This window comes from Steroidobacter denitrificans (genome assembly GCF_001579945.1).
GTDB lineage: Bacteria > Pseudomonadota > Gammaproteobacteria > Steroidobacterales > Steroidobacteraceae > Steroidobacter > Steroidobacter denitrificans.
This window is the reverse complement of sequence record NZ_CP011971.1, coordinates 561,690-587,927: the sequence shown is the minus strand read 5'-3', so window position 1 is coordinate 587,927 and position 26,238 is coordinate 561,690. Positions and strand designations below refer to the sequence as shown.

Sequence of the window (26,238 nt, the reverse complement as noted above, 5' to 3'; positions counted from 1 at the left end):
AGCTGGAGGCATTGACACTGGAACACCGAGGCATTAATCCCGGACATTACCCAAGGCATTGCGCAGATCCTCGATCAGATCCTCCACGTCCTCGATACCGACCGACAGGCGGATCAGCGTATCGTCGATGCCCAGTGCCTGGCGCTTGTCCGGCGGGATGGACGCATGCGTCATCAGCCCCGGATGATCGACCAGACTTTCCACGCCGCCCAGGCTTTCCGCGATTGTGAACAGCCGGCAATGCTCCAGGAAGCTGCGCGCCTCATCCAGGCCACCCTTGATAAAAAACGTCACGATGCCGCTGAAACCGTTGCGCATCTGACGCTTTGCCAGCGCGTGTTGCGGATGGCTGGGCAGCCCCGGGTATAGAACCCGCGCCACCTTCGGCTGCGCCTGCAGCCAGTCCGCGATGCGCAGGGCGCTCTCGCTGGCCTGGCGCATGCGCAGCGCCAAGGTCTTCAGTCCCCGCAAGGCCAGAAAACTGTCGAACGGCCCGCTCACCGCGCCGACCGCGTTCTGCAGGAAACCGATCTGCTCCGCCAACGCGGCATCGCCGGTCACCGCCACCCCGCCGATCATGTCCGAATGCCCATTCAGGTACTTGGTCGCCGAGTGCATGACGATGTCCGCACCCAACTCCAGCGGGCGCTGCACCCAGGGGCTCGCGAAGGTATTGTCGACCACAGTCAAGATACCCTGCCGGCGAGCGAACGCCGAGACGGCGGCGATATCCACCAGCCGCAGCAAGGGATTGGTCGGTGACTCCATCCAGATCATGCGCGTATCGGCACGCACTGCAGCCTCCAGCGCCCCCGGCTGCGCCAGGTCCGCGAAGGTGATCTCCAGATTGGCCGTACGCCGGCGTACCCGCTCGAACAAACGGAACGTACCGCCGTACAGATCATCCATCGCCACGATGTGGCTGCCCCCATCGATCAGTTCCAGCAAGGTCGCCGTCGCCGCCATCCCCGACGCAAAGGCGAAGCCATGCGTGCCGCCTTCAAGATCAGCGATACAACGCTCCCAGGCGCCGCGGGTCGGATTCGCGGTGCGCGAATATTCGTAGCCCTGGTGCACGCCCGGGCTGCTCTGCGCATAGGTGGAGGTCGTATAAATCGGCGGCATCACCGCCCCGGTGGCGGGATCCGGCGCCTGTCCCGCGTGAATGCAGCGCGTCGAAAAACGCAGGCCGGATGCCGGCTTGGACGTAGAGGTAAACGTGTCGGTCGATTTGAAAGACATGATGATCCGCCATGGTCAGCTGGAAAAACCCCGCAAGGAAGCAGGCGCAAACGGCAGTCGGGCGAAAGACAAGCCGGTCTCATGCCCCGGGCGTTGCCGCGGCCGAATCCACCGCAGATAAGGCTGCGGCCTGAGTGGTGGTCTGGGTAGTGGCCTGGACGGGCGTCTGCGCGGACATCTGGCGGCGCAGATAATTCAACACGTCCGAGCGCGTGACCAATCCCAGGAATTTGTCGTCATCCATGACGGCCGCGGAGGAACGTACCTCCAGCATCGCCACCAGGTTGTTCAAGGAGGTGCTTTTGTCGACGCGCAGAAATGCGGTGGTCATCGCCGCCTTCACCGGCTCATTGAAGCGCTCCGGGCGCCCGAACGCAAAACGCAGGATGTCGTCCTCGGTCACGACGCCGATCAGGCGGTCGTCTTCCATGACCGGCAGCTGCGAGAAGCCCGCGTTGCGCAGACGATTGTGCGCCGTCGTGAGCACGTCATTCGGACCAACGGTGATCGTGGCGCGCTCGCCGTGCGGACGGCCGATCAGATCGCGCAGATCGCCATGGCGCGCACGCTCGATGAAGCCCTGATCTTCCATCCAAAAGTCGTTGAACAGCTTCGATAGATAGCGCGCACCGGTATCCGCCGCCAAGGTCACGACTCGTTTCGGCGTCGTCTGTTCGCGGCAATAGCGCAGCGCCGCGGCCAACAAGGTACCTGTCGAGGAACCTGCCAGTATGCCTTCCTTTTGCAACAGTTCGCGCGCGGTCGAGAAAGACTCGGCATCGGGAATGCTGTAAGCGTGCCGCGTCAAGGAGAAATCGGCGATGGCGGGAATGAAATCCTCACCGATACCTTCCACCTGCCATGCGCCGCTGGCGCCGAAGTTTCCGGTACGCACGTAGTCCGCCACGATCGATCCCTGCGGATCACCGATCACGATTTCCACGTGAGGTGCATGCTGCTTGAAGAACGCGGCCAGCCCGGCGAGCGTACCGCTGGATCCCACGCCCACCACCACGGCATCCAGTTGCCGGGAGGTCTGCTCCCAGATCTCCGGGCCGGTCGTCAACTCATGGGCCCGAGGATTGTCGGGATTGCCGAACTGATTGATGAAATAAGCGCCGGTTTTTGCGGCAATCGACGCACCCAGATCCTGATAATACTCGGGATGTCCTTTACCGACATCGGAGCGCGTCAGCACCACTTCGGCACCGAGCGCGCGCAGGTTGAAGATTTTCTCCTGACTCATCTTGTCGGGCAGCACCAGGATCATGCGATAGCCCTTCTGCGCTGCCACCAGCGCCAGGCCAAGGCCGGTGTTGCCGGCAGTGGCCTCGACGATCGTGTCTCCGGGCTTGAGCTCACCGCGCCGCTCGGCCTCTTCGATCATGCACATGCCGATGCGATCCTTGATCGACCCGCCGGGATTGAGGGATTCGAGCTTCAGGAACAATGCGCAGGGGCCGGTATCGAGACGGTTCAGACGCAGCATCGGCGTACGGCCGACCATCTCGAGGACGTTCTGGTAGATATGCATTCGCCGGCCTCCACACGCTCGCCCGGGATGCGGCTACAATCCGTGTCCGCATCGAAACCACCCAGCATTGTACGTGAGCTGCAGCGATTATTTCTCACCCCGGGATCGGGCTCGGAACTCGGCCTGGAACTCGGCGGTCCGGCCCGGCCATGCCGCAGGTCGCTCAGGCGAAACCGCCCCGATGCGCACACCGACCCTGGATCTCACCCGACCACGGCGCCGCTCATGAATACCGCAAATTCTTCGCAGCAGCGCCGGACATGAATATCGCGGATTCCCCGCAAACACTCGGCGAAGCCCTGCACGCCGCCAGTGCGCTGCTGGCGCGCTCCTCGCCCTCGGCGCGTCTGGACGCCGAACTACTGCTGGAATATGTGACCGGACTGTCCAGAACCAGCTTTCACGCCACCCCCGAACGGGTGCTGCCGGCGAGCGCCGGCTGGTCGTTTCAGCAGCTGATCAAGCGCCGCCTGAAAGGAGAACCCGTGGCCTACATTCGCGGTCAGCAGGCTTTCTGGTCGCTGTTGCTGGAAGTTTCTCCGGCCGTGCTGATTCCACGGCCCGAGACGGAACTGGTGGTGGAACGGGCGCTGGCGCATCTGCCACCGGACAGCAGCGGGCAGATCGTCGACCTGGGGACGGGCAGCGGCGCCATCGCGCTGGCGCTGGCGAGCGAGCGGCCCACCGCGCGAGTGATCGGCGTGGATGTCTCCAGGAAAGCGCTCGATATCGCCTTTCGCAATGCAGGCCGGCTGCAGATCGGTAATGTCCGTTTTGTCCAAGGTTCATGGTTTGCGCCGCTGGCAGGCGAGCGTTTCGCCCTCCTAACCGCGAATCCGCCCTATGTCGCCCAGGACGATCCCGAACTGGCTGCGAACGTGCGTCGTTTCGAGCCGGAACTGGCGCTGATACCCGGACGCACCGGCATGGAAGCGCTGGAGCAGATCATTGCACAGGCGCCCCGGCATCTGACATCCGGCGGCTGGCTGATCCTGGAACATGGTTGGCAACAGGCGTCCGCGGTACGTGATCGGCTTGTGCGCGGCGGCTTCACTCACGTACGCTCGTATACTGACCTGGCCGGTCATGAGCGCGTCACCGAAGGCCTGATCGAAGGTCTGGCTGCCGCTTGAGGCAGAACGGCAGACGCAGCTCCCGTACGCAGCCCTCTTTAAGATTTTTCAGATTATTTCATTTCAAAGGCTTCGCCATGCTCGAATTCAAGACTTCCCTCGGCACATTCACGGTGCAGCTGTTCGATAAACAAGCGCCGATCTCGGTCGAGAACTTCCTGAAATACGCCGATGAGGGTTTTTTCGCAGGCACCGTTTTTCATCGCGTCATCCCCGGCTTCATGGTGCAGGGCGGCGGACTCACAGCCGACCTGCAAAACAAGCGCGGCCACGCCCCGATCAAGAACGAAGCGGCCAACGGCCTCAAGAACAAGCGCGGCACACTGGCGATGGCGCGCACCAACGATATCGACAGCGCGACTTCGCAGTTTTTCGTCAACCTGGTCGACAACGACTTCCTGGATCATCGCCCGGGCAATTACGGCTATGCAGTGTTCGGCCGCGTCGATTCGGGAATGGAAGTGATCGACGCCATCGCCGCGACCAAGACCGGCAACCAGGGCATGCACCAGGACGTGCCGGTGGAAACGATCACCATCGAATCGGTGCGCAGGATCGAAGCACCCGGACAAGACTGAGTTGCGAAATCGGCCTTCGGGATCGATTCGTAGGACCGATGCAGGATGGAACTCGCAGTGCCGATCCGCGGGTCCGGGCTTACAGGACGGGGCTGCGGAGTCGATCCCCGGAATCGACCGGTCAGGGTCGGTCTGGCCGGCGAGGTCAGGCCGGTTTGGACCTTGCGTCCAAGGGTAGCCTGCCGTGGAGCAGGCTACCCGGAATCACGCGACCCGGGATGGGCGCGGGAAACTCAGCGGAACAGGACGCTGAAACTCAGCAGATCGATATCGAATTTACCGATATCGTCCTTGCCTACATCGAAAAAGCGCTGATACTCGACGCGCAGCGCATAGCTGTCGTTGATGTTCCAGGCGGCGCCGATGCCCAGGAACGGATTCTCCGAGCTGGATTTACTCCCCTCGGAATAGTCTTCGCCGATGTCAAAGCCTGCCTCCCGGTAACGCACCCGGGTATCGGCGAAATACACTCCTGCGCGAGCATGCAGATCGAAGCGCTCGGCCACAGGCAGCATGCCCAGCACCGACAGGGTGGGACCGGAACTGCGCACACGTAGCGACAGATTGCCGTCGATACCATCCGTGGCCCGATACTCGGCGGTGCCGAAGTTCGCATAGCCGACCTCCGCGGCCACATAGGAGTTCCAGCGATAGCCCACCTGCAGTCCCCAGGCCTTGTCGTCATCATCCAGGGAGGAGGATTCCAATAGGAAGCCTTCTTCTTCGAGCTCCGCATCGAGGCTGCCCCTGGATGGCAGGTCGAACGTGGCCAGGCCGCCGCTGATACCGAAATAAAAACCGGGGTCCGCCGCCAGGGCCGCGGTCGCCGGGACACAGCCCAGCACCAGTGCCTGCGCCGCGATCTTCGACATCCAGCAAGTCTTCTTTTGATTCATCATCTCTTCCTATTCCATACCAATTGATTGAGAGGCCGGCCGCGTCCAGGCCGACAGCGCGCGCATCCTACCCGACTTCGGGAATGCCGATAAGCGTCCCGGTTCACACTCGGATTCGACAGTCGCCTGCCTCTTTACCCCATTGGGAGTGCCCACGCGCCATACCGCGCTGCAAGTCACGCAACCGCTGTGATCGGCCGCACAAGTCTCGGCGGGAGTCTCGGCGGGAGCCCCAGCCGGATCTTTCGTCAAGCGATCCTCACGAATTCCGCAGCCGGCTGCTTGTGCCACGTCAGCTTTTGCGCTACGTCAGCTCACGGCGCCTCGAGCAGCATAGGATTGGCGAATGCAAACTCACTCATGTCATTCGAACCCGGCATCGTCCGCCGCCGCAACCCGTACCATGGAGCGCACCTGCGCATCCGCCGTGGCGAATTGGCTGCGCCGCATGCTCGCGGATCTTTATCCCGGCTGTTTTGCCTTCGTCATGGCCACCGGGATCATCTCCAACGTGCTGCTGTTCACCGGGCACCGGTTACCGTCGGATCTTCTGTTCGCTGTGAACATCGCCGCCTATCCCTGGCTGCTCGCCCTGACGATGCTGCGGGTCATCCGCTTCTGGCCGCGTATCTGGCAAGACCTGACGGATCCGCGCCTGGTGTTCTCCTTCTTTACGCTGGTGGCCGCCGGCAACGTGCTCGGTGTCGGCATCTACCAGCGCGGCTTCACGACGCTGGCGCTGGCAATGTGGATGTTCGCTTTATCGGTATGGCTGCTACTCATCTATTTCAGCTTCTCCGTGCTGACCTTTCTCAATACCGCTCACCGCGCAAACGTGGTCCACGGCGGCTGGCTCATCGCGATCGTCGGAACGGAGTCCCTGGTCATCCTCGGTACCCTCGTCGCACCGGATCTAGGCAGTCTGTCGCAGAGCATGTTCGTCCTGCTGCACATGCTATGGGGCGTTGGCCTGGTGCTTTACGGTATTTTCATCACCTTGTTCGCCTACCGCATCTTTTTCCACGATGTCGGACCTGACGATGTCACCCCATTGCTGTGGGTGGTCATGGGCGCCGCCGCCATCAGCACCAATGCGGGATCGACTCTCATTCTCGCCGAGAACGGCATGCCGTTTCTGCAAGCGATGCGGCCGTTCATCGACGGCACGACGCTGGTTTTGTGGGCCTGGGGTACCTGGTGGATTCCGCTGCTGATCATTCTCGGCGTATGGAAGCACGGCTTTCGCCGCGTGCCTCTAACCTATACGCCGATGTTCTGGAGCCTGGTTTTTCCCCTAGGCATGTACGCTGCCGCGAGCCGCCAGTTATCGCTGGCGGCTGATTTTCCTGCTCTGCATTCAATATCGCGTGTAATGGTCTGGATCGCGCTGGCCGTATGGGCCGCGACGGCATCAGGGCTCGCCCTGGCTGCACGACGCGAGTTCCGCATTGCCCGAACCACATAACCGGCCTGCGCCACAGGCGCCGCCGGCAGAAATGCTGCACATGACTACATCCAAAAGTCGTGGCCAGAGCGATAGATGACACCGCGCCGTATCCGGTCGATGCGATGGCGGGTCTCGCACGAGCGAGCCAGCCGATGGCCTTGCCCTCGCTGTCGTAAGTAGCGAATCTCGCGAAAGTTGCGCAAGTTCTCGTAAAACTCCGTCCGCTCACTCATATTGCCGCATATTGCAGCGCCGCAACCCGGTCCGCGGTAGGATACGCCGGATATTGATCCATTTGTTTCAAATGAAACTATTTATACCTGACGAACCAAGATGTGCAGCGCCGATACGCAAACCAGCGTGAGCCAGATCGTGAGCGAACAGAACCGCAGCACCACCCGCCAGTCCATGAGCAATCCCGTGGACCCGTTGCGCCTGGAGCATTTCCTGCCTTATCGTCTGTCGGTGCTCTCCAGCCTGATCAGCAGGCGTATTGCCGATGTCTGCGAACGCGAGTTCGGCCTGTCGATCTCCCAATGGAGAATCATGGCCGTACTGGCATGCTACCCCGATCTGTCTGCGGGGGAGGTGGCCGAGCGCAGCGCAATGGACAAGGTGGCGGTCAGCAGAGGGGTCAACACCCTGCTCGCCTCACGGCGCCTGATGCGCAGCTACGACAAGGAAGACCGGCGTCGCTCCATGCTGCGGCTCTCGCCCATAGGTCATGCCGTATACAAACGAATCGCTCCCATGGCGCTGAACTATGAACAGTCGCTGCTCGATTCTCTCAGCCCGGCCGATCGCCGCACATTCGGACGGCTCATCGACGTGTTGACGGAATGTGCCAAAACATCGGCCGGCCTATCGCTGGAATCCGCTCCGGCTGGCGGCATGGTTCGTTCCGCCTAGCCCGTCCGCAGCTCGCATGCCGGCTCTTTTGCAATAACAAAGGATAAACAGCCGCCGGCCCGGACGAACGGCGATGCTTCGCGTCATCGCCGTCCATGAGCCTAGAACTCGAATATTGAACCAGATCATTTGGATCGACCGACTTCAGTACCATAGGTGATTCGCTAAAATGTCCACCACCATTCCCGCTGCGCGCCAGAAGATCATCGAAAGGATTGCCGCTGCCGCCCGCCGTCTGAGCAAACGCAGCGATCCGCTGAACTCGCAGGCATTCATCCGGCAGTATTATCGCGGCGTAGCCGAAGAGGATCTCGCAGAACATCCCGACGAACGACTCGCCGCCGCGGCGCTCGCTCATGAACGTTTCGCCGGCATCCGCAGACCAGGTCAGACATTGGTACGGGTCTACAATACCGATCCGGCGGTACCAGGCACCGAACATTACACCATCGTTGAAACGACACTGGAGGATATGCCGTTCCTGGTCGATTCCCTGAGCATGGTGCTCACCCAGGCCGGACTGGCGATCCATCTGACGGTGCATCCGGTGCTGATGGTGTGCCGCGATCACAATGGGCGCCTGGTCGAACTGGCGGACACGGCCACCGGCGCATCCGGCGGCGTAACCGATACCCCCCAAGCCGGTGCCGGCCGAAGCGGGATTCGCCTGCGCGCGCGCTCACCATCCAGCCGCCGTGTCGCCGGACGCACGATACGCGAATCCTGGCAACACATTCGCATCGATCGTATCGAAGACGCTAAGCAACTGCGCGAGCTCGAGCGAAAAATCCAGCGCACGCTCCAGGATGTGCGCCTGGCGGTCACGGACTGGAAGCCCATGCGCGAGCGGGCGCTGAACATCGCCGGTCAGCTCGAACAGCAGTCTGTTCCAGTACCGTCCGGCGAACTCGGTGAGATCAAGGCGATGCTGGAATGGATGGCCGATGACAATTTCACCTTCCTGGGCTACCGCGAATATCGTCTGCGCCGTGGACGCAGCGAGGATCTGCTGGAACCGCTGCCGCAGACCGGACTGGGCATCCTGCGAGCCCGGCCCGGCGTCAAGCTCACCGCCACACCCTTGCGCGGCGAGTTGCGCAAAAGTGCGCGTGAAGCGGAACTGCTCATAGTCACCAAGGCCAACGCTCTGTCGACCGTGCACCGGGCGAGCCGCCTGGACTACGTAGGTCTGAAAACCTTCGATTCAGCCGGCCGCGTCACCGGTGAAAGACGCTTTCTGGGGCTGTTCACCTCGACGCTCTATCGCAGCAGTCCGCGGGATATCCCGCTGCTGCGCCACAAGATCGAGCGCATCTTGAACCACTTCGCACTCGATCCTGCCAGCCACGACGGCAAGGCCGTCGCCTACGTCCTGGAAACCTATCCCCGGGACGAACTGTTCCAGGCCGGCATCGCCAGTCTGACGCGCACGGTGCGCGGCATCGTCAATCTATACGAGCGTCAGCAGGTGCGCGTGTTCCTGCGCCGCGATACCTTCAACCGCTTCTACTCCGCCCTCATCCTGGTGCCGCGCGACCGATACGACACCCAGGTACGCGAACGCATGGAAACTCTCATCAAGGAGCACCTGCACGCCACCAGTATCGAATCTCAGGTGCGCCTGTCGGAATCGGCACTCGCGCGAGTACACATGATCATTCGCCTGCCCGACAAGGGGGTTCCCAGGATCGATGCGGATGCCTTGGAAAAACTGATCGAGCGGACTGTACGCACCTGGACCGATGAGCTGGACGACGCGCTCATCGACAAACATGGTGAAATCCGCGGGCGGCAACTCGCAACAAGCTTTCGCAGCGCCTTCCCGGCGGCTTATGAAGAAGATGTACCCGTTGCGCTGGCGGTCGATGACATCATGCAAGTCAACGAGGTGATCGTCGATCCGGAACTCGTGCCGATGCGTATGACCGCGGATCCGCGCCCCGATGCGCCGCGATCCATCATCCATTTGCGCCTGTTCTGCTCCAATGAACAGATTCCGCTGTCCCAAACCCTGCCCATCCTGGAGAACATGGGCTTTTTCGTGCTCAGCGAACGTCCCTACCTCATCAGCGTGCCGGGTGCCCAGCCGATCTGGCTCCAAGATGTCGAAATGCAACGGCGCGACGGACGGCCGTTCGACATGGCCAGGCCGACAAAAACCTCGGTCACGAGCACCCTTGCTAAGGCCGAAGCACCCGATCATCGAGTGACGGAGGCCTTTTCCGCGGTGCGCAACGGCCTGGTGGAGAACGACGGCTTCAACCGTCTGGTCGTGATCACGGACCTGAATTGGCGGCAGGCGAGCGTACTGCGTGCCTATTGCCGTTTCGTCCTGCAGACCGGCACCAGTTTCAGCCAAGCCTATATGGAGCAGGTATTGTGCGCCAACGCCCCGATCGCCAGGCTGTTATGGGAGATTTTCGCGGCGCAATTCGATCCTGCGCTGCCGATGCCGCAACGCCGCCGCATCATCGCCAGGCTGCAGCGGGAACTCGCCCAACGATTGGACGGCGTCAGCAGCCTGGACGAGGATCGCATCCTGCGCCGCTTCGCCGGCGCCATTCAGGCGACCCTGCGCACCAACTACTTCCAGTTCGACGCACAGGGGCGCCACAAACCCTGGCTGGCGCTCAAGCTGGATTCGCGCAACATTCCGGAACTGCCACAGCCGCATCCGGCCTTCGAGATCTTCGTCTATTCTCCGCGCGTGGAAGGCGTACACCTGCGCATGGGCCTGGTAGCCCGCGGCGGCATCCGCTGGTCCGATCGGCGCGAGGATTTCCGCACCGAAGTGCTGGGCCTGATGAAGGCGCAAAACGTCAAGAACACCCTGATCGTTCCCGTGGGTGCGAAGGGCGGCTTCGTTCCCAAGCGTATCCCGGCGAGCGCCAGCCGCGAGGAATCACAGCGTGAGGGCATCGAATGCTATCGCATGTTCATCCGCGCCCTGCTGGATGTCACCGACAATATCCTGGATGGCCGCATCGTGCCCCCGGCGCAGCTCGTGCGGCGTGACGGCGATGATCCCTACCTGGTCGTCGCCGCCGACAAGGGCACGGCAAGCTTTTCGGATATCGCCAACGGCATCTCCGCAGAATACGGCTTCTGGCTCGGCGACGCCTTCGCATCGGGCGGCTCGGTCGGCTATGACCACAAAAGAATGGGCATCACGGCACGCGGCGGCTGGGAATGCGTCAAACGCCACTTTCGTGAAATCGGCATCGATGTCCAGTCCCAGCCCTTTACGGCAATCGGCATCGGCGACATGGCGGGCGATGTCTTCGGCAACGGCATGCTGCGCTCCCCGCATACCCGCCTGCAGGCGGCGTTCAATCACCTGCATATCTTCATCGACCCGGATCCCGATCCGGCAGTCAGCTTCGCCGAGCGCAAGCGCCTGTTCCGATTGCCGCGCTCCAGTTGGGAAGACTACGACCCCAAGCTGATCTCCAAAGGCGGCGGCGTGTTCTCACGCAATGCCAAGTCCATTCAACTGTCGGCCGAGGCGCAAGCCATGCTGGGCGTGCAGCAGGATACGTTTTCACCACCCGAACTGATTCGGGCGATTCTCAGCATGCCGGCCGACCTGTTGTGGAACGGCGGCATCGGCACCTATGTCAAGGCCGCCGGTGAGAACAACGCAGACGTCGGCGATCGAGCCAATGACGCCGTACGTGTCGATGGCGCAGACCTGCGCTGCCGGATCGTCGGCGAAGGCGGCAACCTCGGTTTCACCCAGCGCGGCCGCATCGAATACGCCCAGGCCGGCGGCAGGATCAACACGGATTTCGTCGATAATTCGGCCGGCGTCGATTGTTCCGACCACGAAGTCAACATCAAGATCCTGCTCAACAACCTGCCGGCGCGGATCATGACACTGTCACGGCGCAACAAGCTCCTGACCGACATGACGGATGAAGTCGCCGCCCTGGTACTGCGCGATAACTATCTGCAAAGCCAGGCGCTGTCGATGCTGGAATCACGCGCGTCCAAGGACCTGCTCGAGCACGAGCATACGATCCGCGCACTGGAAACCTCGGGCTTGCTGAATCGTTCGCTGGAATTTCTGCCCTCGACCGAAGAGATCGGCGAGCGCCGCAAAACCGGCCGCGGACTGACGCGGCCGGAGCTGGCGATCCTGCTTTCCTACGCGAAAATGGCCTTGTATTCGTTGCTGATCGACTCCGACGTGCCGGAAGATCCCTATCTGGCGCACGAACTGGACCGCTATTTTCCCGCCCTCATGCAGCGTCGTCTGCAAACCCATCTCGGCAAGCATCGCCTGCGCCGCGAAATCATCGCCACCGCAACCACCAACAGCATGGTGAACCGCATGGGCGCAACCTTTGCGCGCCGGGCCCAGGAAGATACCGGGGCCGATGCCGCGACCGTGGTGCGTGCCTATGCCATCGCGCGCGAAGCGCTGGACATGCGTAAGACCTGGGGACAGATCGAGGCTCTGGATACCAGGGTAGACGCCGCCACGCAGTACGAGATGATGTTCGAAACGACGCAGCTGCTGCAATTCTGCACCTACTGGCTGATCCATCAGCATGCGCACCGTCTCGACATCGAACAGCAGGTGTCGCGGCTGCACGATGGACTGGCGGCGCTCGACGTGATCCTGCCGCGGGTGTTGTCCGGCATCGACCAGGCGGACTTCGAGGCTCGTTATGCCCGGTATCGCGAGGCCAAGGCACCAGACATTCTTGGCAGACGCATCGCGATTCTCGCCGCACTGCGCTCGGGCCCGGATCTGGTGGAGATCGCCCAGCAAGCGCGGCTGCCGGTGGAATCGGCCGCCATCGCCTATTTCGGTGTCGGTACGGCGTTGTCGCTGGACTGGATTCGACAACAGATCGAAACGCTCGATGTCGACGGTCATTGGCAGGCGATCGCCCGCTCGACCTTGCGCAACGATATCTACAACCTGCAGCGCACCCTGTGCATGCAGGTCCTGAAGCACTCGCGCAAGGGTACGCCGCGACAGGCGCTCGCCGCATGGCTTGCGGGACATCAGCAGACCATCGAGTATCTGCACCGGACGCTCGCCGACATGCGCACCTTGCCGGCCATGGACTTCGCGACGCTGTCGGTGGCACTGCAAGCGGTACGCAGAACGGCGGAAGGCTGAGGCGGACGGAGGTGGACGGAAGCGGCCGGCGCCTGCATGCCGCCCCTTGCACGCCGCCCCTTGCATGCCACCCGGCGTGCCGGCTCTATCGGCGCCGAGGTTCATTCGTCGCTGCCCCGGCGCGGCAGCGACGATATCCCAGCCTGTTATTCAACTCTGGTATAAAGACACCCTGTGACGACACCCCTGATTTCTTGAGACACCCCTGATTTTTTACTGATATCGCCATGCCTGGAAAACTCGTTCTGATCCGCCACGGACAAAGCACCTGGAACCTGGAGAATCTGTTCACCGGCTGGGTCGACGTCGACCTGACCGATCAGGGACTCGCGGAAGCACGCGCGGCCGGCCGGCTGCTGAAGACGGAAGGATTCGCGTTCGACCTGGCGTTCACCTCGGTGCTCAAGCGCGCCATTCGTACCTTGTGGGTGATCCTGGATGAAATGGACCTGATGTGGCTGCCCGTGGAGCGCAGCTGGCGCTTGAATGAGCGTCACTACGGCGCGCTCCAGGGTCTGGACAAGGCGCAGACCGTCCACAAGCATGGCGCCGAGCAAGTGAAACTCTGGCGCCGCAGCTACGACGTGCCGCCGCCGCCGCTGCCGATCGATGATCCCCGCCATCCGCGCTTCGAGCGGCGCTATGCGAGTCTGCCACCCCAGGAACTGCCTGCCGCGGAGTCGCTGAAGACCACCCTGGACCGGGTACTGCCCTATTGGAACAGCCGCCTGGCGCCTGAACTTGCGGCTGGACGCAACGTGCTGGTCGTCGCGCACGGCAACAGCCTGCGCGCCCTGGTGAAAATGCTCGATGGCATGTCCGACACCGACATCGTCGAGTTCAATATTCCCACCGGAGTGCCCATTCATTACGAGCTCGACGACGCGCTGAAACCCGTCTCGCGCCGTTTCCTGGGCGATCCCGAGGCCATCAAGGCCGCGGCGGACGCGGTGGCCAAGCAGACCGAGACGAAAAAATAGCGCCAGCGGCAATCCCGGCGGCAATCTACGACGCGAGTTCCCGCACGGCCGTCCACAGCTCGCGAACATACTCGAACAGCCAGCAGGCGAGTTCCAGGCGGTGCCATGCGGCTGGTTCGACACCGTCCAGATAGGCAGCCAGCAGCCGCTGCCGACGAGCCCGATCATGACGGTGATAGACGCACGCGGCAGCGAGGTCGAACATGGGCTCGCCGATGCCGGCATACTCCCAGTCGATCAACCGTAAAGTGTCGCCGCCTGGAACCTCGACGATGTTCAGATGATGCACGTCGTTGTGGCACAAACAGGCAATCGCATCACGATCCAGGCAACCGGCAACCTGTCGTGCTCGGCTGCGCAGAGAGTGCAGTGCCGGTGCATCGGCGGCATGTTCATCGAGTGTGCGCCAGTAGCCTTCCACCGTCGCCGTCAGATCGACCCGCCGAACCGATGCCGGCGGTGTAAGGCGATGCAGACGCCGCAATAGCACGGCGAGACGCTCGATGTTGCGTTCATCGCCCGCGGCCTCGAAGCTCCAGGTCGGCCCCAGATAGCGCGTCACCAGAATATGCCGGTCGGGGTCACAATGCAGCACACCGGGTCCGATACCGGCGGCGGCGACCGCGGACAGGATACGAGCCTCGCTGGCACGATCGATCTGGAGCGCATCCTCGGCCGCATCGCTGAGCCGCACCACCAGCGCTTCACCGTCCGCCCGTACCAGCCAGCTTCGATTGGTCAGACCGTGCTTGATATCCGTTACGCTGGTGATGGCGGCGGCTTCCAGCCCGAGCACCTGTGCGGCGGCAAGAACGGCCGGTGCAATGTGGTTTATGGCGCCCACGGTCGCCCGCCGTTACCTGCAGCCGCCACTTCGGCATGGGCGCTTCGCGACTGACCCTGATCGTCCTCGTCCTGCACGCGCTGCCGGCGGCGCCATACCAGATATCCATGCACCACGATGCCGAGATAGACGATGAACAATGCAGTGGTGACCAGCAATCCCTGCGTGAAATACAGCCAGGCTGCCGCGCCGTCGACCACGATCCAGTACAGCCAGTTTTCGATCACCCGGCGCGCCACCATCCAGGTCGTGACGATGCTGCCCCAGGTCACGAATGCATCGAGGTAGGGCGCCGCCGCATCGGTGCGTGACAACAGCCAGCCGTTCGCCAAAGAAACGCCAACGATCAACACAGCCGCCACGACATGCCGCCGCGCGCTCCAGGAGCGGATCAGCACCTCCCCGGCGGCATCGCGCCCCCGGCGCCATTGCGAAAAGCCGTAAACCGCCATGATCAGGTAGAACACCTGCAGCACCGACTGCATGTACAGAAACGCGCGCGCGAACAGCACCAGGTAGATTGCGGTACTGATGAACGCGCACAGCCAGCACAGCAGACTGCGGCGAACGGCCAGCAGCAGGTAGGCGAGCCCCAGCAAGGCCGCCCCGGCCTCCCAGGGCGACGTCGCCAGCAACTGCTCAAGCGGCTCCTGCATGTGCCGCTACGGCGCCGATCCGCCCAGCACTTTCATCACGAAAACCTTGCGGCCGGCCTCACTGAAGCTTGCTGCGGTCTCCATGCCTAGAATCTCGAACAACCGCACATGCTCACCTGCGATCTGGGTACTCATCGCATTCGTCGTGATCTGAAGCTCCGGATAGGCGTTCAGACGCTCGATGAATCCCTTGACGGCAGGAATGAAATCCGCATCGAGCGGATACAGGCTGATTTCTACTGCAGTACGCATCATTCAGAACTCCCAACGCGCCGTGACACCGAACTGACGTGGTTCTCCGAGATGGGTGTAGCGCTTGTCAGCCCAGTCCGGCGGCTCGTTTGCAAAATAGAAGCCACGCACCACGTATTCCTCGTCAAATACATTGCGGCCCCACAGATACACGCCCCAGCGCTCCGCTTCATAACCGAGCTTCAGGTTCGTAAGCGAATACGCCAGCGCGCGCTGATCTATCGGAGGCACATCGAAGTAATAGTCGTCGACCGCAACGAAATCGACTCTGGCCATCCAGCCGAGCGGGTGTCGCCAGGTCGCATTGAGCGAAAGCTGATACTCGGGCGCGTGCGCCTGATCACGGTCGCTGACATCGACGCCGGTCGAGTGAAACCCCGAATAACGGCTATGCAGCAGACCCAGCGTCCCGCCGAGTTCCAACCGCTCCAACGCCCGCCAGCGCAGGCTGGCCTCCAATCCGGTGTTGCGCCCGCTGGCGGCATTGTCGGTCAAAAACAGATAGCCGCCGGCCGCACCCTCCAGCTGGATACCCGTGGAGACTTGCATATCGTCGCGGTACATATGGAACAACGCGATATCCGCATACAGACGCCGGTCGAACCACTCGCCCTTGGCACCGATGTCCAGGCTCCACAAATACTCCGGCGCAAAACGCTCGCGCAGGGCCGAGGCTCGGCCAAGATTGAATCCCCCCGCCTTGTAGCCGCGCGACAAGGTCGTATACAACCTCAGGCCGGCGCTCGTATCGAAGTACAAGGACGCCTGTCCGCCGAGCATGCGGTTGCGCTGCTTCGCATCGGTTGTACGCGACAGCCCGCTCTGGATGCCGTGATCGCGGTAGTGCGCCGTGCGCTGTTCCGCACGCAGCCCGAACGACCATCCCCAGTGCTCGTCCAGTCTGCCTTCGAGCTGACCGAACAAAGCGGCATTGACGGCATCGTAGCGGCTCGCCAGCCGATCGAAGCTGGTACCGGAATATTCCGGATAGTCCGGATCGACGAACACACCGTCGCGCAGTTCATCGATGCGGTGATCGACATCCAGGGCGTAGGCACCCACCAGCCAGGACAGCTCGCCGGCGTGGCCCTCATCATCCGAGGCCAGCCGCGCCTCCAGGCTGCGGCCCCGCCGGGTGCTCAGTGCGCTATAGAAATAATCGTAGACATAGGGTGCCCAGCTGTCGGCGTTACCCCAATCCTCGTCGTAGCTATACTCCGCATCCGCCTGCGAAGCCGTCGCAATCAAGGTCAACCGGCCCAACGAGCCCGCAGGTGTTTCCACACGCAGCGCGCCGCCATCGGCCTGCTGGGCGTCCTTGCCGGGACGATCGGCGAGGGAACGGCGCGAATTATCGATCGACCAGGCGTCATAACCGTTATCCAGATCGGTGTGCAACCAGGTCAATTGCACGCGGGTCTGTTCTCCCGGCTGCCACAGCCATTTCGCGCGCGCGCTGAGTTCATCGCGGCCATCGGTGTCGTCGCGCCCCAAATAGGCATTATCGCGAAAGCCGTGGCTGCGAAAACGCTGTACGGACACTCGCCAGGCGGCGTTCATCGACTGTACGGGACCGGTCGCAACCGCGCCCAGCGAGCGGCCGCCGAACTCCGCCAGCGAGGCTTCGGTCGCAAAGCCGAACGCCTGCTCGGGGGCGCGCCCACGTACCGCGATGAGGCCGGCCAGCGCATTCGCGCCATAAAGCAGGCCCTGTGGCCCACGCAGCACCTCGATGCGATCCACGTCGAAGGACGTGGCCGGCATGCCGATACCGCTGAAATCGATATCGTCGATCAGGAACCCCACCGAAGGATTGGGCGCACCTTCCCATTGTTCACGTTCCCCGACGCCGCGAATCTGAAAAAAGCGCGGCCGTGAAGTGCCGCCTGCCCAATGCAGATTGGGTACGCTCGTCATGACATCCTGGAAATGCTGCCGGCCTGCGTCCTGCAGAGTCTGACGGCTCAGAACGGTGATGCTCGCAGGGACGTCGGCCAGTGCCTGCTCGCGCAGGGTGGCGGTCACGACGACTTCTTCCAGGACGGTCTCGCGTTCCACGCCGACGGCAGTCCCGGTAGCCGCCGGGGTCATCTTCCCGGCGACCGGTACCGGCGACATCTGAGCCGCAGCGATCCTCCGGGCGGCCAAAGCAGAAATCCCGGGATGAGATAAAGGCGCGGATACCTGCCCCTGCGGCCGCGCCGCCTCGGCGTCGGCACCGATCGCGCCGGCCATCATCGCCACGAGCAAGCCGCCGATCCAGCCACGGCTCGAAACCGAACTACACATCTCCAGATCCTCTTTGCAGTAGAGAAGATCCGGCGTTCGACGCTCTGAAAGCAGATGATGATCTGATGAAATGAAAATGCACGACCTGCTCCCTACGCCGGTACTAACCGGATCAGGTTCAACGGGTTCGCCGACTGAGCGATCGCAAGCGATCACATCCGGCGTCTCAGGTCCCTATCGGGACCACCCCTTAGGCAAGCGCGATTGTTACATGATTATGCCGCTCAGCGCCACACTCGACGATTGACGTTCAGCCGCAGTTCCGCCATAAGTGTCGGCTTCCAGCTCCCCCCAACGAGGACTTCCGTCCATGTCCAATCGCCGTCCATGCCGGCTTTTCCACGTCGATGCGTTCACGCGTGAGCGTTTTTGCGGCAACCCCGCCATCATCGTGCTGGACGCCGACGCGCTGTCGGAGGAGCAGATGCAGACGATGGCCGCCGAGATCAACGGCGAAACCGCCTTTGTGCTCGAAGCGGAGTCCAGCGATCACGATCTGCAGATCAAGTATTTCACGCCCCGCCACCCGGTCGCTTTCGTAGGGCACGCGACCATTGCGGCGCATTATGTACTTGCGAAAAAGATGGACATGCCGGAGCGCCGCCTGCGCCTGCGCACCGACGTCGGAATCGTCGAGATCGACGTGACGCAAGTCGACGGAGATTTCCGGATCGGCATTACCCAGAATCCGCCGATGCTCGGTCCGGTCATTCCCGATCATCATCGTCGTCAGGTGCTCGACGCACTGGGTATTTCCAGCCCCAGCTTGCATGGTGACTGCCCGCTGCAAATCATGACGAAAGGCGGCGCGCGACTGTTGATCGGCCTGAATTCCGTCGCGCTGCTGGATTCTTTGAAGCCGAATTTCGAAGAACTGGCGCGCCTCACCTCGCACGTCGGGGCGGAAGGCTACTTCGTGTTCGCAGCGGCGGACGGCACCGATGGGCAGGACGGACAGATCGAAACGATCTCGCGCATGTTCGTGCCCGCAAGGGGCATTCCCGAAGACCCGGTCAGCGGCAATGCCCACAGCATGCTCGGCGTCTACCTGGTGAACAACGGCCTGCTCACACCTCGTGAGGGCCGGGCTGTACTGCGCGGCCGGCAGGGCATGTGGATGCGCCGTCCCGGCACCGTGGAAATCGAAGTCGAATGCTCCGGCCGCGTCGCACAGTCGGTGCGCATCATCGGCGATGCCGTGATCATATACGAAGCCGAGATCCCGGTGTAGACTTCCACCCGAGGATCTGGATCCGTCGTGGGTCACATCCTACGCCGACTCTTGATTTCCATTCTTGATCTCGATGTTGAAGATCGTTCGACGAAACCCGGCTCCACTCGAGGCCTTGGCTATCTATGCTTCGAAATCCTGAGGGCATGGATAGCCAAGGCCTCGAGTGGAGCCGCGCAATCATGACGAATTTGCGCAAGAGTCGCTGACGATACCGCGAATCAGAACGGATTTACGTGGAGTGCCGAGGCGAAACGGCGAATCAACGCGGGTTCACGCGGATCGGGAGGTGGCACGCAGTCCCGGTTGGGCAGCGCGCAATGTCGTAGTCGTCCGGCCGCCGCGTTGTATGTTCAGCACGTGGCGGATCGAGGGCACGATGTCCTCGGAATCGTGTACCGCCATGACCACCTGGGTGCCGCCGCGCGCCACCGCTTCAATGAACGACAGCACATGCGCGCGCACCGTACCGTCCAAACCCGTGCAAGGCTCATCCAGCAACAGCAACCAAGGGTCATTGACCATGGCGCGCGCCAACAGCGCCAGCCGGAACTGTCCATAAGACACCTGGCGCGGTCTGCGTTCGCGCAGCCGCTCGATACCGAAAAAACGCATCCAGCGCCGGGCCGCCCCGAGATCCTGGGCCGTGGGCTGCGTTGATAGCCCGACACTGGAATAACGCCCCGAAATCACGACCTGTTCGATGGACTGCACCGTCTCGTGTGTTGCATGCAGTTCCGGCGACACCCAGCCCGTGCGCCGCTTCCAACGCTCGATCGGCGTGCCGAATGGGCATCCCCACCGCTCGATCGTACCACCCAGCGCCGGGTGCAGATCACCATGGAGGAGGCTCAGCAAGGTGGATTTCCCCGAGCCGTTCGCACCCAGCACCGCCCAGTGTTCGCCCCGATTCAAGGTCCAGTGGAGCCCGCGGATCACACGGCGATAGTCTCGATAGACATCGGCATTGCGGATGCGCACCAGCCAGCCGCGGCGGGTGGAATCCTTCGGCCCGGCAGGGCGAGAACGCAATGCGGCCGGAAGATCGATGGAGCCGGTCTTCGCGACACCATGGCAAGCTTCGGCGCCGCCCCCCGAACGCTTGGCGCGCACCGGCACCGGATCATCGGCTTCGCTCACCTCCACCGCTCGATCATATCTGCGTACAACGGCTGTCGGCCCGCTGCGCTGCATCAATCCCTTCGCGTCTGGCGAGCTTACCGGTCCGGCCGAAACGATTCGGCCCGCCACGATTTCGGCTATATGCGTCACATTGGCCGGCAGCTCTTTGGGCCGGTGCGAAGTCAATATCCAGTCATGGCCGCCACGGGGCCGTTCCAACGCCTGCCTGAGTTGTCTTTTTGCGCTCGCATCGAGCCCATTGAACACCTCGTCCAGCAGCAGCACCTTGGCTGGACCGGCAAACGCCCGCGCCACCAGCGCCAGGCGGCGCTGCCCATAGGACAGGCTCAAAAAACGGCGATCGCGTAATCCCCATAAACTGAATCGGCGTATCACTCGCGCCACCCGCTCGCGTTGTGCGCGCGATGGCCGGGTCAGTGGAATATCCTCATCGAACAGGCCGGTCGTGACCAGTTGCGTCACGCTGAGATTCCAACCGTAGCGAATGTACTTGTCCTGATGTTCTGACCCGACGTAGGCCATGTACTGCTTGATGTTGCGCGGCTCATTGCTGACGTTGCCGTCGAACCGGTAGCAACGGCGTTCGTGCCCCGTCGGCGTGGGCCACACATCGCCCCGCAGCATCTTGAGCAAGAATGTCTTGCCCGATCCGTTGGCGCCGATGAGCGCCCAACGCTCGCCGCGGCGCAGAGTGAAACTGACGTCCTGCAGTACAGCCTGGCCGTCAAGGATCAGCGAACAATTCGCCAGCTCGATCGATGCGGGTTCGGCAATCTGCAAGGCGTCAGTCCGTTTCCGCGGCAAACCAGGCGGCATCATCGGCTGTCGAATCGCGACACACGCGTCCATCTTCTTCGAGCTTCAGCAGGTGTGCCCGTAGTGAAAACATCGCGACCGGGTGCAGCCGTACATCGACATCATCATAAACCTCAGGCAACAGTGCTTCGATCCGTGCCCTACCGGCCTGGCGTAATCGCAATAAGACCTTGGCTTCGCGCCCCAAGCGATGAGCGATCAACCGATCGACCTCGGCCGTCGCGTCCTGGATCAATTCGCCATGCCCCGGGGCGATGCAGCGGACCGGTTCGCGCTTCAGGCGCTCGAGCGAATCAAGATACTGACGCATGTTCCCATCGGGCGGCACAATCACCACGGTAGACCCCTGCATCAGATGATCTCCCGTAAACAGCAACCCCTGCTCCTGGAGCAGGAAGCACAAGTGATTCGAGGCATGCCCCGGTGTATGCAGCACCTTCAGGTGCATTTCGTCGACCCGCAGTTCATCACCATCGTTCAAGACCCGCAGCGGCGCGAACGTCCTGTCCTGCCGTCCATGGAGGGGCGGTGGACGTCCCAGGATCGTCGCCCCGCTCGCCTGCGCCAGGGCGGCGGCGGCGGGGGAATGATCCGGATGTGTATGGGTGACCAGCACGGCATCGATACGCGCCGCAGTCTGAGCCAGGATCCGCTCGACATGCATCGGATCATCCGGGCCTGGATCGATCACGATACAACGGTCCGTACCGAGCAGATACGTATTCGTTCCCGGTCCCGTCATATATCCAGGATTGCGTGCCACGAGACGCCGTACTGCGACGGCAATCTGATCCAGCTGGCCTGATACGAGCGACATCCCAACCTCGAACGCAGAGAAGCCGACAGATTAACCACAAAGGGCGTCAAGCAGAAGTGGACACTCGGGGACGACCAGTCACCGCTGGAGAATCGATCAGCCAACACCCAACAGCGGCGATGTGAATGCTACCCACCCGATGGCGGCATGCAGGGCCAAGCCGGCCGCGCCGCAGTCGCTGTTCCAGCGCTAGCGGATTCCCGCTATGATCGGGATGCATAGCTCGAATCGGTCCGGCATCAAAACATGCAAGGCATCGTGTACCCAGCTCCGGCCGGTCAACCGGCCGGGAGTCGGACGGCAACGGCTACGATCACTGCCCCGACGGATTCGACGCTGAAACCATAAGTATCGATACAGATCGTCACGGTACGGGTCAAAGGGAGTTTCGCACATCACCGTCTCTGCGAACATCATGATTGCCTCGCTGGCAGGACTGGGTACCCTGGCGGTCGTCTCCTGGAGCGTGTTTTTTCTCCGTCACCGTCGGCCGGAGGATCCGGGAACGGCTGCGGCGGTGAAAAGAGGTGCTTCGGCCACCGAGCAGGCAGCCCGGAATGAAATGTCTACAGCGGATAACGAACTGCGCTTCTCGACTACCGCAACCGACGTTCTTTTGGCACGGTGCGACGAACTGGCCTTCGGGCTCGCGCCCGCCGATAAGCCGTTCAGCGCACATGAAGCTGTCCTGGAGCGTATTGGACAGGGCCTCGCCGCCGCCATTCATCAGCGTGATTATTTTCCACGCCGGCCGCTGCTGCTGCCCAGGCTGCTGCAGATGCTGAACGATGACGAAAGTACCCGCCAGGACGTGGTACGCCTGCTGTTGGATGATCCGGCGCTCGCCGGCAACGTGCTGCAGCGTGCCAACAGCGCTTATTACCGCCCCTCGCCCATGCCTATCGACAGTCTCGACGCCGCCGTGCGCGCGCTCGGGACCGACGGCCTGCGCGGGCTGGTGGCGAGCGCGATTCTTCAACCCGTGTTTCGCGTCCCCAAGGGGATCTTCGAAGATTTCGCGCAAATCACCTGGGAGCAGGCACAGCGCTCGGCCAGAGCGGCGGAGACCGGTGCGCGTTCGGCCGGCAGTGCCGATCCATTCGTTGCTCAACTGCTGGGACTGTTGCGGCCGTTGGCGCGTATCGTCCTGTTCAGGCTGGCGATGGATATATATAGCGGGCATCCGGATCTTTCGCCTCATGCCGAGGTATTCGCACGATCGATGCGCCGGCATGCGTCCTCGGTGGCACGGCTCATTGCATCCTCATGGGCACTGCCCGATCCCTCCCTCCTGGCCCTCGACGAACAGTTGCACGAGCAGCCGCCGTCGTCGATGTCGATGCTGGGACGTTGTTTGTATTACGGTGAGTTATGCGGGGCTGCTGCAATGCTGGAGGCACGCGGCATGTTGGATCGTGACGACGCTGAGACACTGCTCACGACCCAGGGCCTGCCGCACGATGACGCTCGTCGAATGCTGCAGGCCGCCCTGTCCGCCGACCGGGAATAGCGCAAAAACCGGACCGCTGCCCGCTTCTAGGGAGTGCCGCTCGCCTAGCCGGTCCGGACTGCCCGAAAAATCAGTGATGACGGCGCGACGAAATTGTGCCGAGGAGCTTCTGAATGCTGGTCACCTTCCGATCCACCGCCACCGAATCAATCACTCTGTTCGGCGAGCACGCCAGCGCCCTGCTGAAACTCATGGGGACCACGGGCCGGGTTCCCGGCGCGCTCGGTGCCGAGGATGTGCCGGCGGCGTTGAGCTCACTCGAGAAAGCAGTCGAACGACTGAAAACGGAAGCTCGGGCGGAAGCCCAGGCGCAGACTGACGACAGAGTCTCCCGCGCCCCCGCATCCTCCAAGGTGGCGTCCGCCGAAGTCGGCGACGACTCACACCGGGAGCACTCCGACGCGGACCAGGCGCCGCCGATTTCCATCGAAATGCGCGCAGTACCGCTGATCGCTCTGCTCAAGCGAGCCGCTGCGGCGGGTGCCGAGGTCATGTGGCAGGCAAGCTAAACCCGGCTGCATGACGAAACACCCGCCACCGCGGCTGCCCGCAAACCCGTTAAACTAGTGCCACGATCAGGATTCGAGGCCTCCATGGGACGCATTTTCGAAGTCAGAAAGCACACGATGTTTGCGCGCTGGAACCGCATGGCCAAGCAGTTTGCGCGCATCGGCAAGGATATTACGATCGCCGTGAAGGCAGGAGGCCCCGACCCCGCAGGCAACCCGCAACTGCGCCGGGTGATCCAGAATGCGCGCGCGGTCAACATGCCGAAGGACAAGGTCGAGGCGGCGATCCGCCGCGCCTCGGGCAAGGAAGCGGCCAACTACACCGAAATCCTCTATGAGGGCTATGGCCCTCACGGCGTGGCTATATTGGCCGAGGCGGCTACGGACAATCCCACCCGTACCGTCGCCAGCCTGCGCAATATTTTCTCCAAGCACGACGGCAATCTCGGCACCGCCAACAGTGTCAGCTTCCAGTTCAAGAAGATGGGTGTATTTCGTCTGAACCCCGAAGGAATCGACCAGGATGATCTGGAGCTGTACCTGATCGATCACGGTCTGGAGGAAATGGGCGAAAGCATCGGCGAGAAAGACGAACCCCAGCTCGTGATCCGCTGCCTGTTTCCCGAGTTCGGTCAATTGCAGAAGGCACTGGAAGACCGCCATATCACGCCGTTATCGGCCGAACATGAATATATTTGCCTGACGCCCACGGAACTCCCCGAGCCCCAGGCCACCGAAGTGATGGAATTGATCGACAAACTCGAGCAGGACGAGGATGTGCAGAAGGTGTATCACACGCTGGCCTGATCGCGCCCGCACGACGCCTCGTTAAGCAGCTGCTCCATGTAATCGTTCGTCTTAGTGCTTCTAACGAAATGAATCTTCACGATGTTGCCACGGCCGAAAAATCGCCGTAAGCGTCATTTCGTTGGAGCCCCGTGATATTCCGATCACCGCGATCTCGAAAAGCGCCAAAGGAAGGCCGGTATATCCAGTATCATTCGACCAGTGTCATGCGACGCGACACGCCGCTCGTGATCAAAGTAGAATTCACCCTGCGGTCGCAATGATCGGCGCAGGGCTGGCCGCAAGGCCCTACAGCGACATACACGACGCGCCCGTAGCTCAGCGAATAGAGCATCGGTCTTCGGAACCGAGGGTCGGGGGTTTGAATCCCTCCGGGCGCGCCATTTTTCCAGTGAGGTCCAGCCCGATCCGCGAAAGTCTTCCCCCGCGGCAAACGGGATGGCCAGCTCAGGCGCGGCAGCCTACGCTCATTCGGCACCCACGCGCCGCACCGCCTCCGCCAACGCAATCACCGACAATGGCGCACATTCCTCCGCCTTGTTGCTGAGGCTTCCCAGCCGGGCCTTGGGGGATAGCGCGGTCGCAAGCTCGGCCAACGTGGGATCGATCGTTGCGGGCTCGACCAGAAGGTCAGGCGCTTCGCGAACCGAATCCGGGCCGCCTGATGGCTCAGGGAACAGTGTCTGCTGCATGGACTCCACCACCACGTCGATGTGGACGTAAGCATCACGGGCTTGTTGATCCTGCCGCAAGGCAGGCATTCCAATTGCTCAGCGTAGGGAAATCGTAACTACGCCGCTTCTGATCTCAGGGCGCGCAGCGCGGCAGAAGGCTCCTTTTCCATAATCCGAAGCAGAGCCTTGGCCGGTCCGGTCGGAGCTCGTCGGGCCTGCTCCCAGTTCTGCAGCGTCTTGATGCTGACGCCGAGCAGCCGGGCGAACTGAGCCTGCGAAAGTTCAGTCTTCTCCCGCACAGCCTGAATCCTGGACGGCGTGAACTCAAAGCGACGCGACGGCTTGCGCTCGCCCCGCGCGATGGCGCCAGCTTGCTTGATGCTTTTGGTCAGCTCTGCAAACAGTTTCGGGTCCATTAGCCGAACTCCTCTTGTACCAAGTCCTTCAAGACCTTGAGCTGGTCGGCAGTCAGGTCTTCCTGCTCGTTCTTGGCGTAGGCGAGCAGCATGTAAATCTGTGATCTGGGCTTTACCCAGTAGTAGATGACCCTGGCACCGCCGCGTTTGCCGCGGCCTGCCAGACCCATCCTGATCTTCCGCAATCCCCCGCTGCGTGGGATCAGGTCGCCTGCCTCGGGCTTGGCCATGAGCCGGGCTTGCAGTTCCCGGTATTGGTCATCGTCAACCAGCGCCTGAATCTGGCGCGTGAAGACAGGTGTTTCCAGGAAGATCACCCAACTATTATACGCCAACGGCGGCTATACGCCAGTGAAGGATATGCTGGTTCAGGAAGGCCGCTCCGATGCGGTCATCGCCTATCTGGAATCCCTCGCCAGCG

At 62.2% G+C, this 26,238-nt stretch carries 21 protein-coding genes, 1 tRNA gene, 1 pseudogene and 1 riboswitch; of the genes and pseudogenes, 11 read left to right on the top strand and 12 right to left on the bottom strand.

The window, feature by feature from the left end:
• Nucleotides 1-33: 33 nt before the first annotated feature.
• Entirely contained in the window at nucleotides 34-1,242 is a 1,209-nt protein-coding gene (locus ACG33_RS02500) for a trans-sulfuration enzyme family protein (RefSeq protein WP_083536376.1), read from the bottom strand.
• A 175-nt stretch (nucleotides 1,243-1,417) separates the two neighbouring features.
• Nucleotides 1,418-2,776, bottom strand: a pseudogene (locus tag ACG33_RS02495) (pyridoxal-phosphate dependent enzyme); the annotation flags it as partial.
• A 260-nt stretch (nucleotides 2,777-3,036) separates the two neighbouring features.
• Between ACG33_RS02495 and prmC the strand changes: the two are divergent.
• Together prmC and ACG33_RS02485 are read left to right on the top strand one after the other, a co-directional pair.
• On the top strand, nucleotides 3,037-3,909 hold the full coding sequence (prmC, locus tag ACG33_RS02490; RefSeq protein ID WP_066918420.1) for a peptide chain release factor N(5)-glutamine methyltransferase: 873 nt from the start codon (nucleotides 3,037-3,039) through the stop codon (nucleotides 3,907-3,909).
• Nucleotides 3,910-3,986: 77 nt separating this feature from the next.
• A complete protein-coding gene (locus tag ACG33_RS02485; protein WP_066918418.1) occupies nucleotides 3,987-4,487 on the top strand; it encodes a peptidylprolyl isomerase in 501 nt (166 codons plus the stop codon).
• 233 nt (nucleotides 4,488-4,720) lie between these two features.
• Here the strand turns inward: ACG33_RS02485 and ACG33_RS02480 are convergent, their stop codons facing one another.
• Nucleotides 4,721-5,386 (bottom strand): outer membrane beta-barrel protein, encoded by a 666-nt coding sequence (locus ACG33_RS02480; protein ID WP_066918416.1) that lies wholly within the window; start codon nucleotides 5,384-5,386, stop codon nucleotides 4,721-4,723.
• Between the two features lie 343 nt (nucleotides 5,387-5,729).
• Between ACG33_RS02480 and ACG33_RS02475 the strand changes: the two genes are divergently transcribed.
• The 4 genes from ACG33_RS02475 to gpmA all read left to right on the top strand — a co-directional run bounded on the left by ACG33_RS02475 (nucleotide 5,730) and on the right by gpmA (nucleotide 13,853).
• Nucleotides 5,730-6,848, top strand: coding sequence for a tellurite resistance/C4-dicarboxylate transporter family protein (locus tag ACG33_RS02475; protein ID WP_083536374.1), 1,119 nt, complete (start codon nucleotides 5,730-5,732; stop codon nucleotides 6,846-6,848).
• A 354-nt stretch (nucleotides 6,849-7,202) separates the two neighbouring features.
• Nucleotides 7,203-7,739, top strand: coding sequence for a MarR family winged helix-turn-helix transcriptional regulator (locus ACG33_RS02470; protein WP_210399149.1), 537 nt, complete (start codon nucleotides 7,203-7,205; stop codon nucleotides 7,737-7,739).
• Between the two features lie 169 nt (nucleotides 7,740-7,908).
• Nucleotides 7,909-12,873 (top strand): NAD-glutamate dehydrogenase, encoded by a 4,965-nt coding sequence (locus ACG33_RS02465; RefSeq protein WP_066918411.1) that lies wholly within the window; start codon nucleotides 7,909-7,911, stop codon nucleotides 12,871-12,873.
• Nucleotides 12,874-13,100: 227 nt separating this feature from the next.
• Nucleotides 13,101-13,853, top strand: a complete 753-nt coding sequence (gpmA, locus tag ACG33_RS02460) for a 2,3-diphosphoglycerate-dependent phosphoglycerate mutase (RefSeq protein ID WP_066918409.1) — start codon at nucleotides 13,101-13,103, stop codon at nucleotides 13,851-13,853.
• Nucleotides 13,854-13,878: 25 nt separating this feature from the next.
• On the opposite strand, the gene ACG33_RS02455 is transcribed toward gpmA, so the two are convergent.
• The 4 genes from ACG33_RS02455 to ACG33_RS02440 are packed head-to-tail and all read right to left on the bottom strand — an operon-like array spanning nucleotide 13,879 to nucleotide 17,894.
• A complete protein-coding gene (locus tag ACG33_RS02455) occupies nucleotides 13,879-14,697 on the bottom strand; it encodes a choline/ethanolamine kinase family protein (protein WP_066918407.1) in 819 nt (272 codons plus the stop codon).
• Nucleotides 14,685-15,353: a nicotinamide riboside transporter PnuC gene (pnuC, locus tag ACG33_RS02450; protein WP_083536373.1), complete on the bottom strand. Its 669-nt coding sequence runs from the start codon at nucleotides 15,351-15,353 to the stop codon at nucleotides 14,685-14,687. The genes ACG33_RS02455 and pnuC overlap by 13 nt, the downstream gene beginning before the upstream one ends.
• A 6-nt stretch (nucleotides 15,354-15,359) precedes the next feature.
• On the bottom strand, nucleotides 15,360-15,608 hold the full coding sequence (locus tag ACG33_RS02445; protein ID WP_210399148.1) for a thiamine-binding protein: 249 nt from the start codon (nucleotides 15,606-15,608) through the stop codon (nucleotides 15,360-15,362).
• Nucleotides 15,609-17,894: a TonB-dependent receptor gene (locus ACG33_RS02440; RefSeq protein WP_066918404.1), complete on the bottom strand. Its 2,286-nt coding sequence runs from the start codon at nucleotides 17,892-17,894 to the stop codon at nucleotides 15,609-15,611.
• Between the two features lie 71 nt (nucleotides 17,895-17,965).
• Nucleotides 17,966-18,095: riboswitch (TPP riboswitch) on the bottom strand.
• Between the two features lie 109 nt (nucleotides 18,096-18,204).
• Between ACG33_RS02440 and ACG33_RS02435 the strand changes: the two genes are divergently transcribed.
• Nucleotides 18,205-19,125, top strand: coding sequence for a PhzF family phenazine biosynthesis isomerase (locus tag ACG33_RS02435; RefSeq protein ID WP_066918402.1), 921 nt, complete (start codon nucleotides 18,205-18,207; stop codon nucleotides 19,123-19,125).
• A gap of 273 nt (nucleotides 19,126-19,398) precedes the next feature.
• Here the strand turns inward: ACG33_RS02435 and ACG33_RS02430 are convergent, their stop codons facing one another.
• Together ACG33_RS02430 and ACG33_RS02425 are read right to left on the bottom strand one after the other, a co-directional pair.
• The gene (locus tag ACG33_RS02430; RefSeq protein ID WP_168159998.1) at nucleotides 19,399-21,048 is read right to left on the bottom strand and encodes an ATP-binding cassette domain-containing protein; all 1,650 of its coding nucleotides are present in this window, start codon (nucleotides 21,046-21,048) and stop codon (nucleotides 19,399-19,401) included.
• A gap of 4 nt (nucleotides 21,049-21,052) precedes the next feature.
• Nucleotides 21,053-21,901: an MBL fold metallo-hydrolase gene (locus tag ACG33_RS02425; protein WP_066918398.1), complete on the bottom strand. Its 849-nt coding sequence runs from the start codon at nucleotides 21,899-21,901 to the stop codon at nucleotides 21,053-21,055.
• Between the two features lie 415 nt (nucleotides 21,902-22,316).
• Between ACG33_RS02425 and ACG33_RS02420 the strand changes: the two genes are divergently transcribed.
• The 4 genes from ACG33_RS02420 (at nucleotide 22,317) to ACG33_RS02405 (ending at nucleotide 25,110) form a co-directional block, all read left to right on the top strand.
• The gene (locus ACG33_RS02420; RefSeq protein ID WP_066918396.1) at nucleotides 22,317-23,411 is read left to right on the top strand and encodes an HDOD domain-containing protein; all 1,095 of its coding nucleotides are present in this window, start codon (nucleotides 22,317-22,319) and stop codon (nucleotides 23,409-23,411) included.
• Nucleotides 23,412-23,524: 113 nt separating this feature from the next.
• Complete coding sequence (locus ACG33_RS02415; protein WP_066918394.1) at nucleotides 23,525-23,920, top strand: DUF1840 domain-containing protein; 396 nt, start codon at nucleotides 23,525-23,527, stop codon at nucleotides 23,918-23,920.
• Nucleotides 23,921-24,004: 84 nt separating this feature from the next.
• Complete coding sequence (locus ACG33_RS02410) at nucleotides 24,005-24,727, top strand: YebC/PmpR family DNA-binding transcriptional regulator (RefSeq protein WP_066918392.1); 723 nt, start codon at nucleotides 24,005-24,007, stop codon at nucleotides 24,725-24,727.
• A gap of 307 nt (nucleotides 24,728-25,034) precedes the next feature.
• Nucleotides 25,035-25,110 (top strand) — tRNA-Arg (locus tag ACG33_RS02405).
• A gap of 84 nt (nucleotides 25,111-25,194) precedes the next feature.
• Here ACG33_RS02405 and ACG33_RS02400 read toward each other — a convergent pair.
• From ACG33_RS02400 to ACG33_RS02390, 3 genes are read right to left on the bottom strand one after another with little or no spacing between them, the layout of a single operon-like run.
• Nucleotides 25,195-25,488: a hypothetical protein gene (locus tag ACG33_RS02400; RefSeq protein ID WP_066918390.1), complete on the bottom strand. Its 294-nt coding sequence runs from the start codon at nucleotides 25,486-25,488 to the stop codon at nucleotides 25,195-25,197.
• A gap of 29 nt (nucleotides 25,489-25,517) precedes the next feature.
• Nucleotides 25,518-25,817 carry a NadS family protein gene (nadS, locus tag ACG33_RS02395; RefSeq protein ID WP_066918388.1) on the bottom strand — a complete coding sequence of 100 codons (300 nt, stop codon included), beginning with the start codon at nucleotides 25,815-25,817 and terminating at the stop codon, nucleotides 25,518-25,520.
• On the bottom strand, nucleotides 25,817-26,134 hold the full coding sequence (locus tag ACG33_RS02390; protein ID WP_066922714.1) for a type II toxin-antitoxin system RelE/ParE family toxin: 318 nt from the start codon (nucleotides 26,132-26,134) through the stop codon (nucleotides 25,817-25,819). The genes nadS and ACG33_RS02390 overlap by 1 nt, the downstream gene beginning before the upstream one ends.
• Nucleotides 26,135-26,238 lie beyond the last annotated feature (104 nt).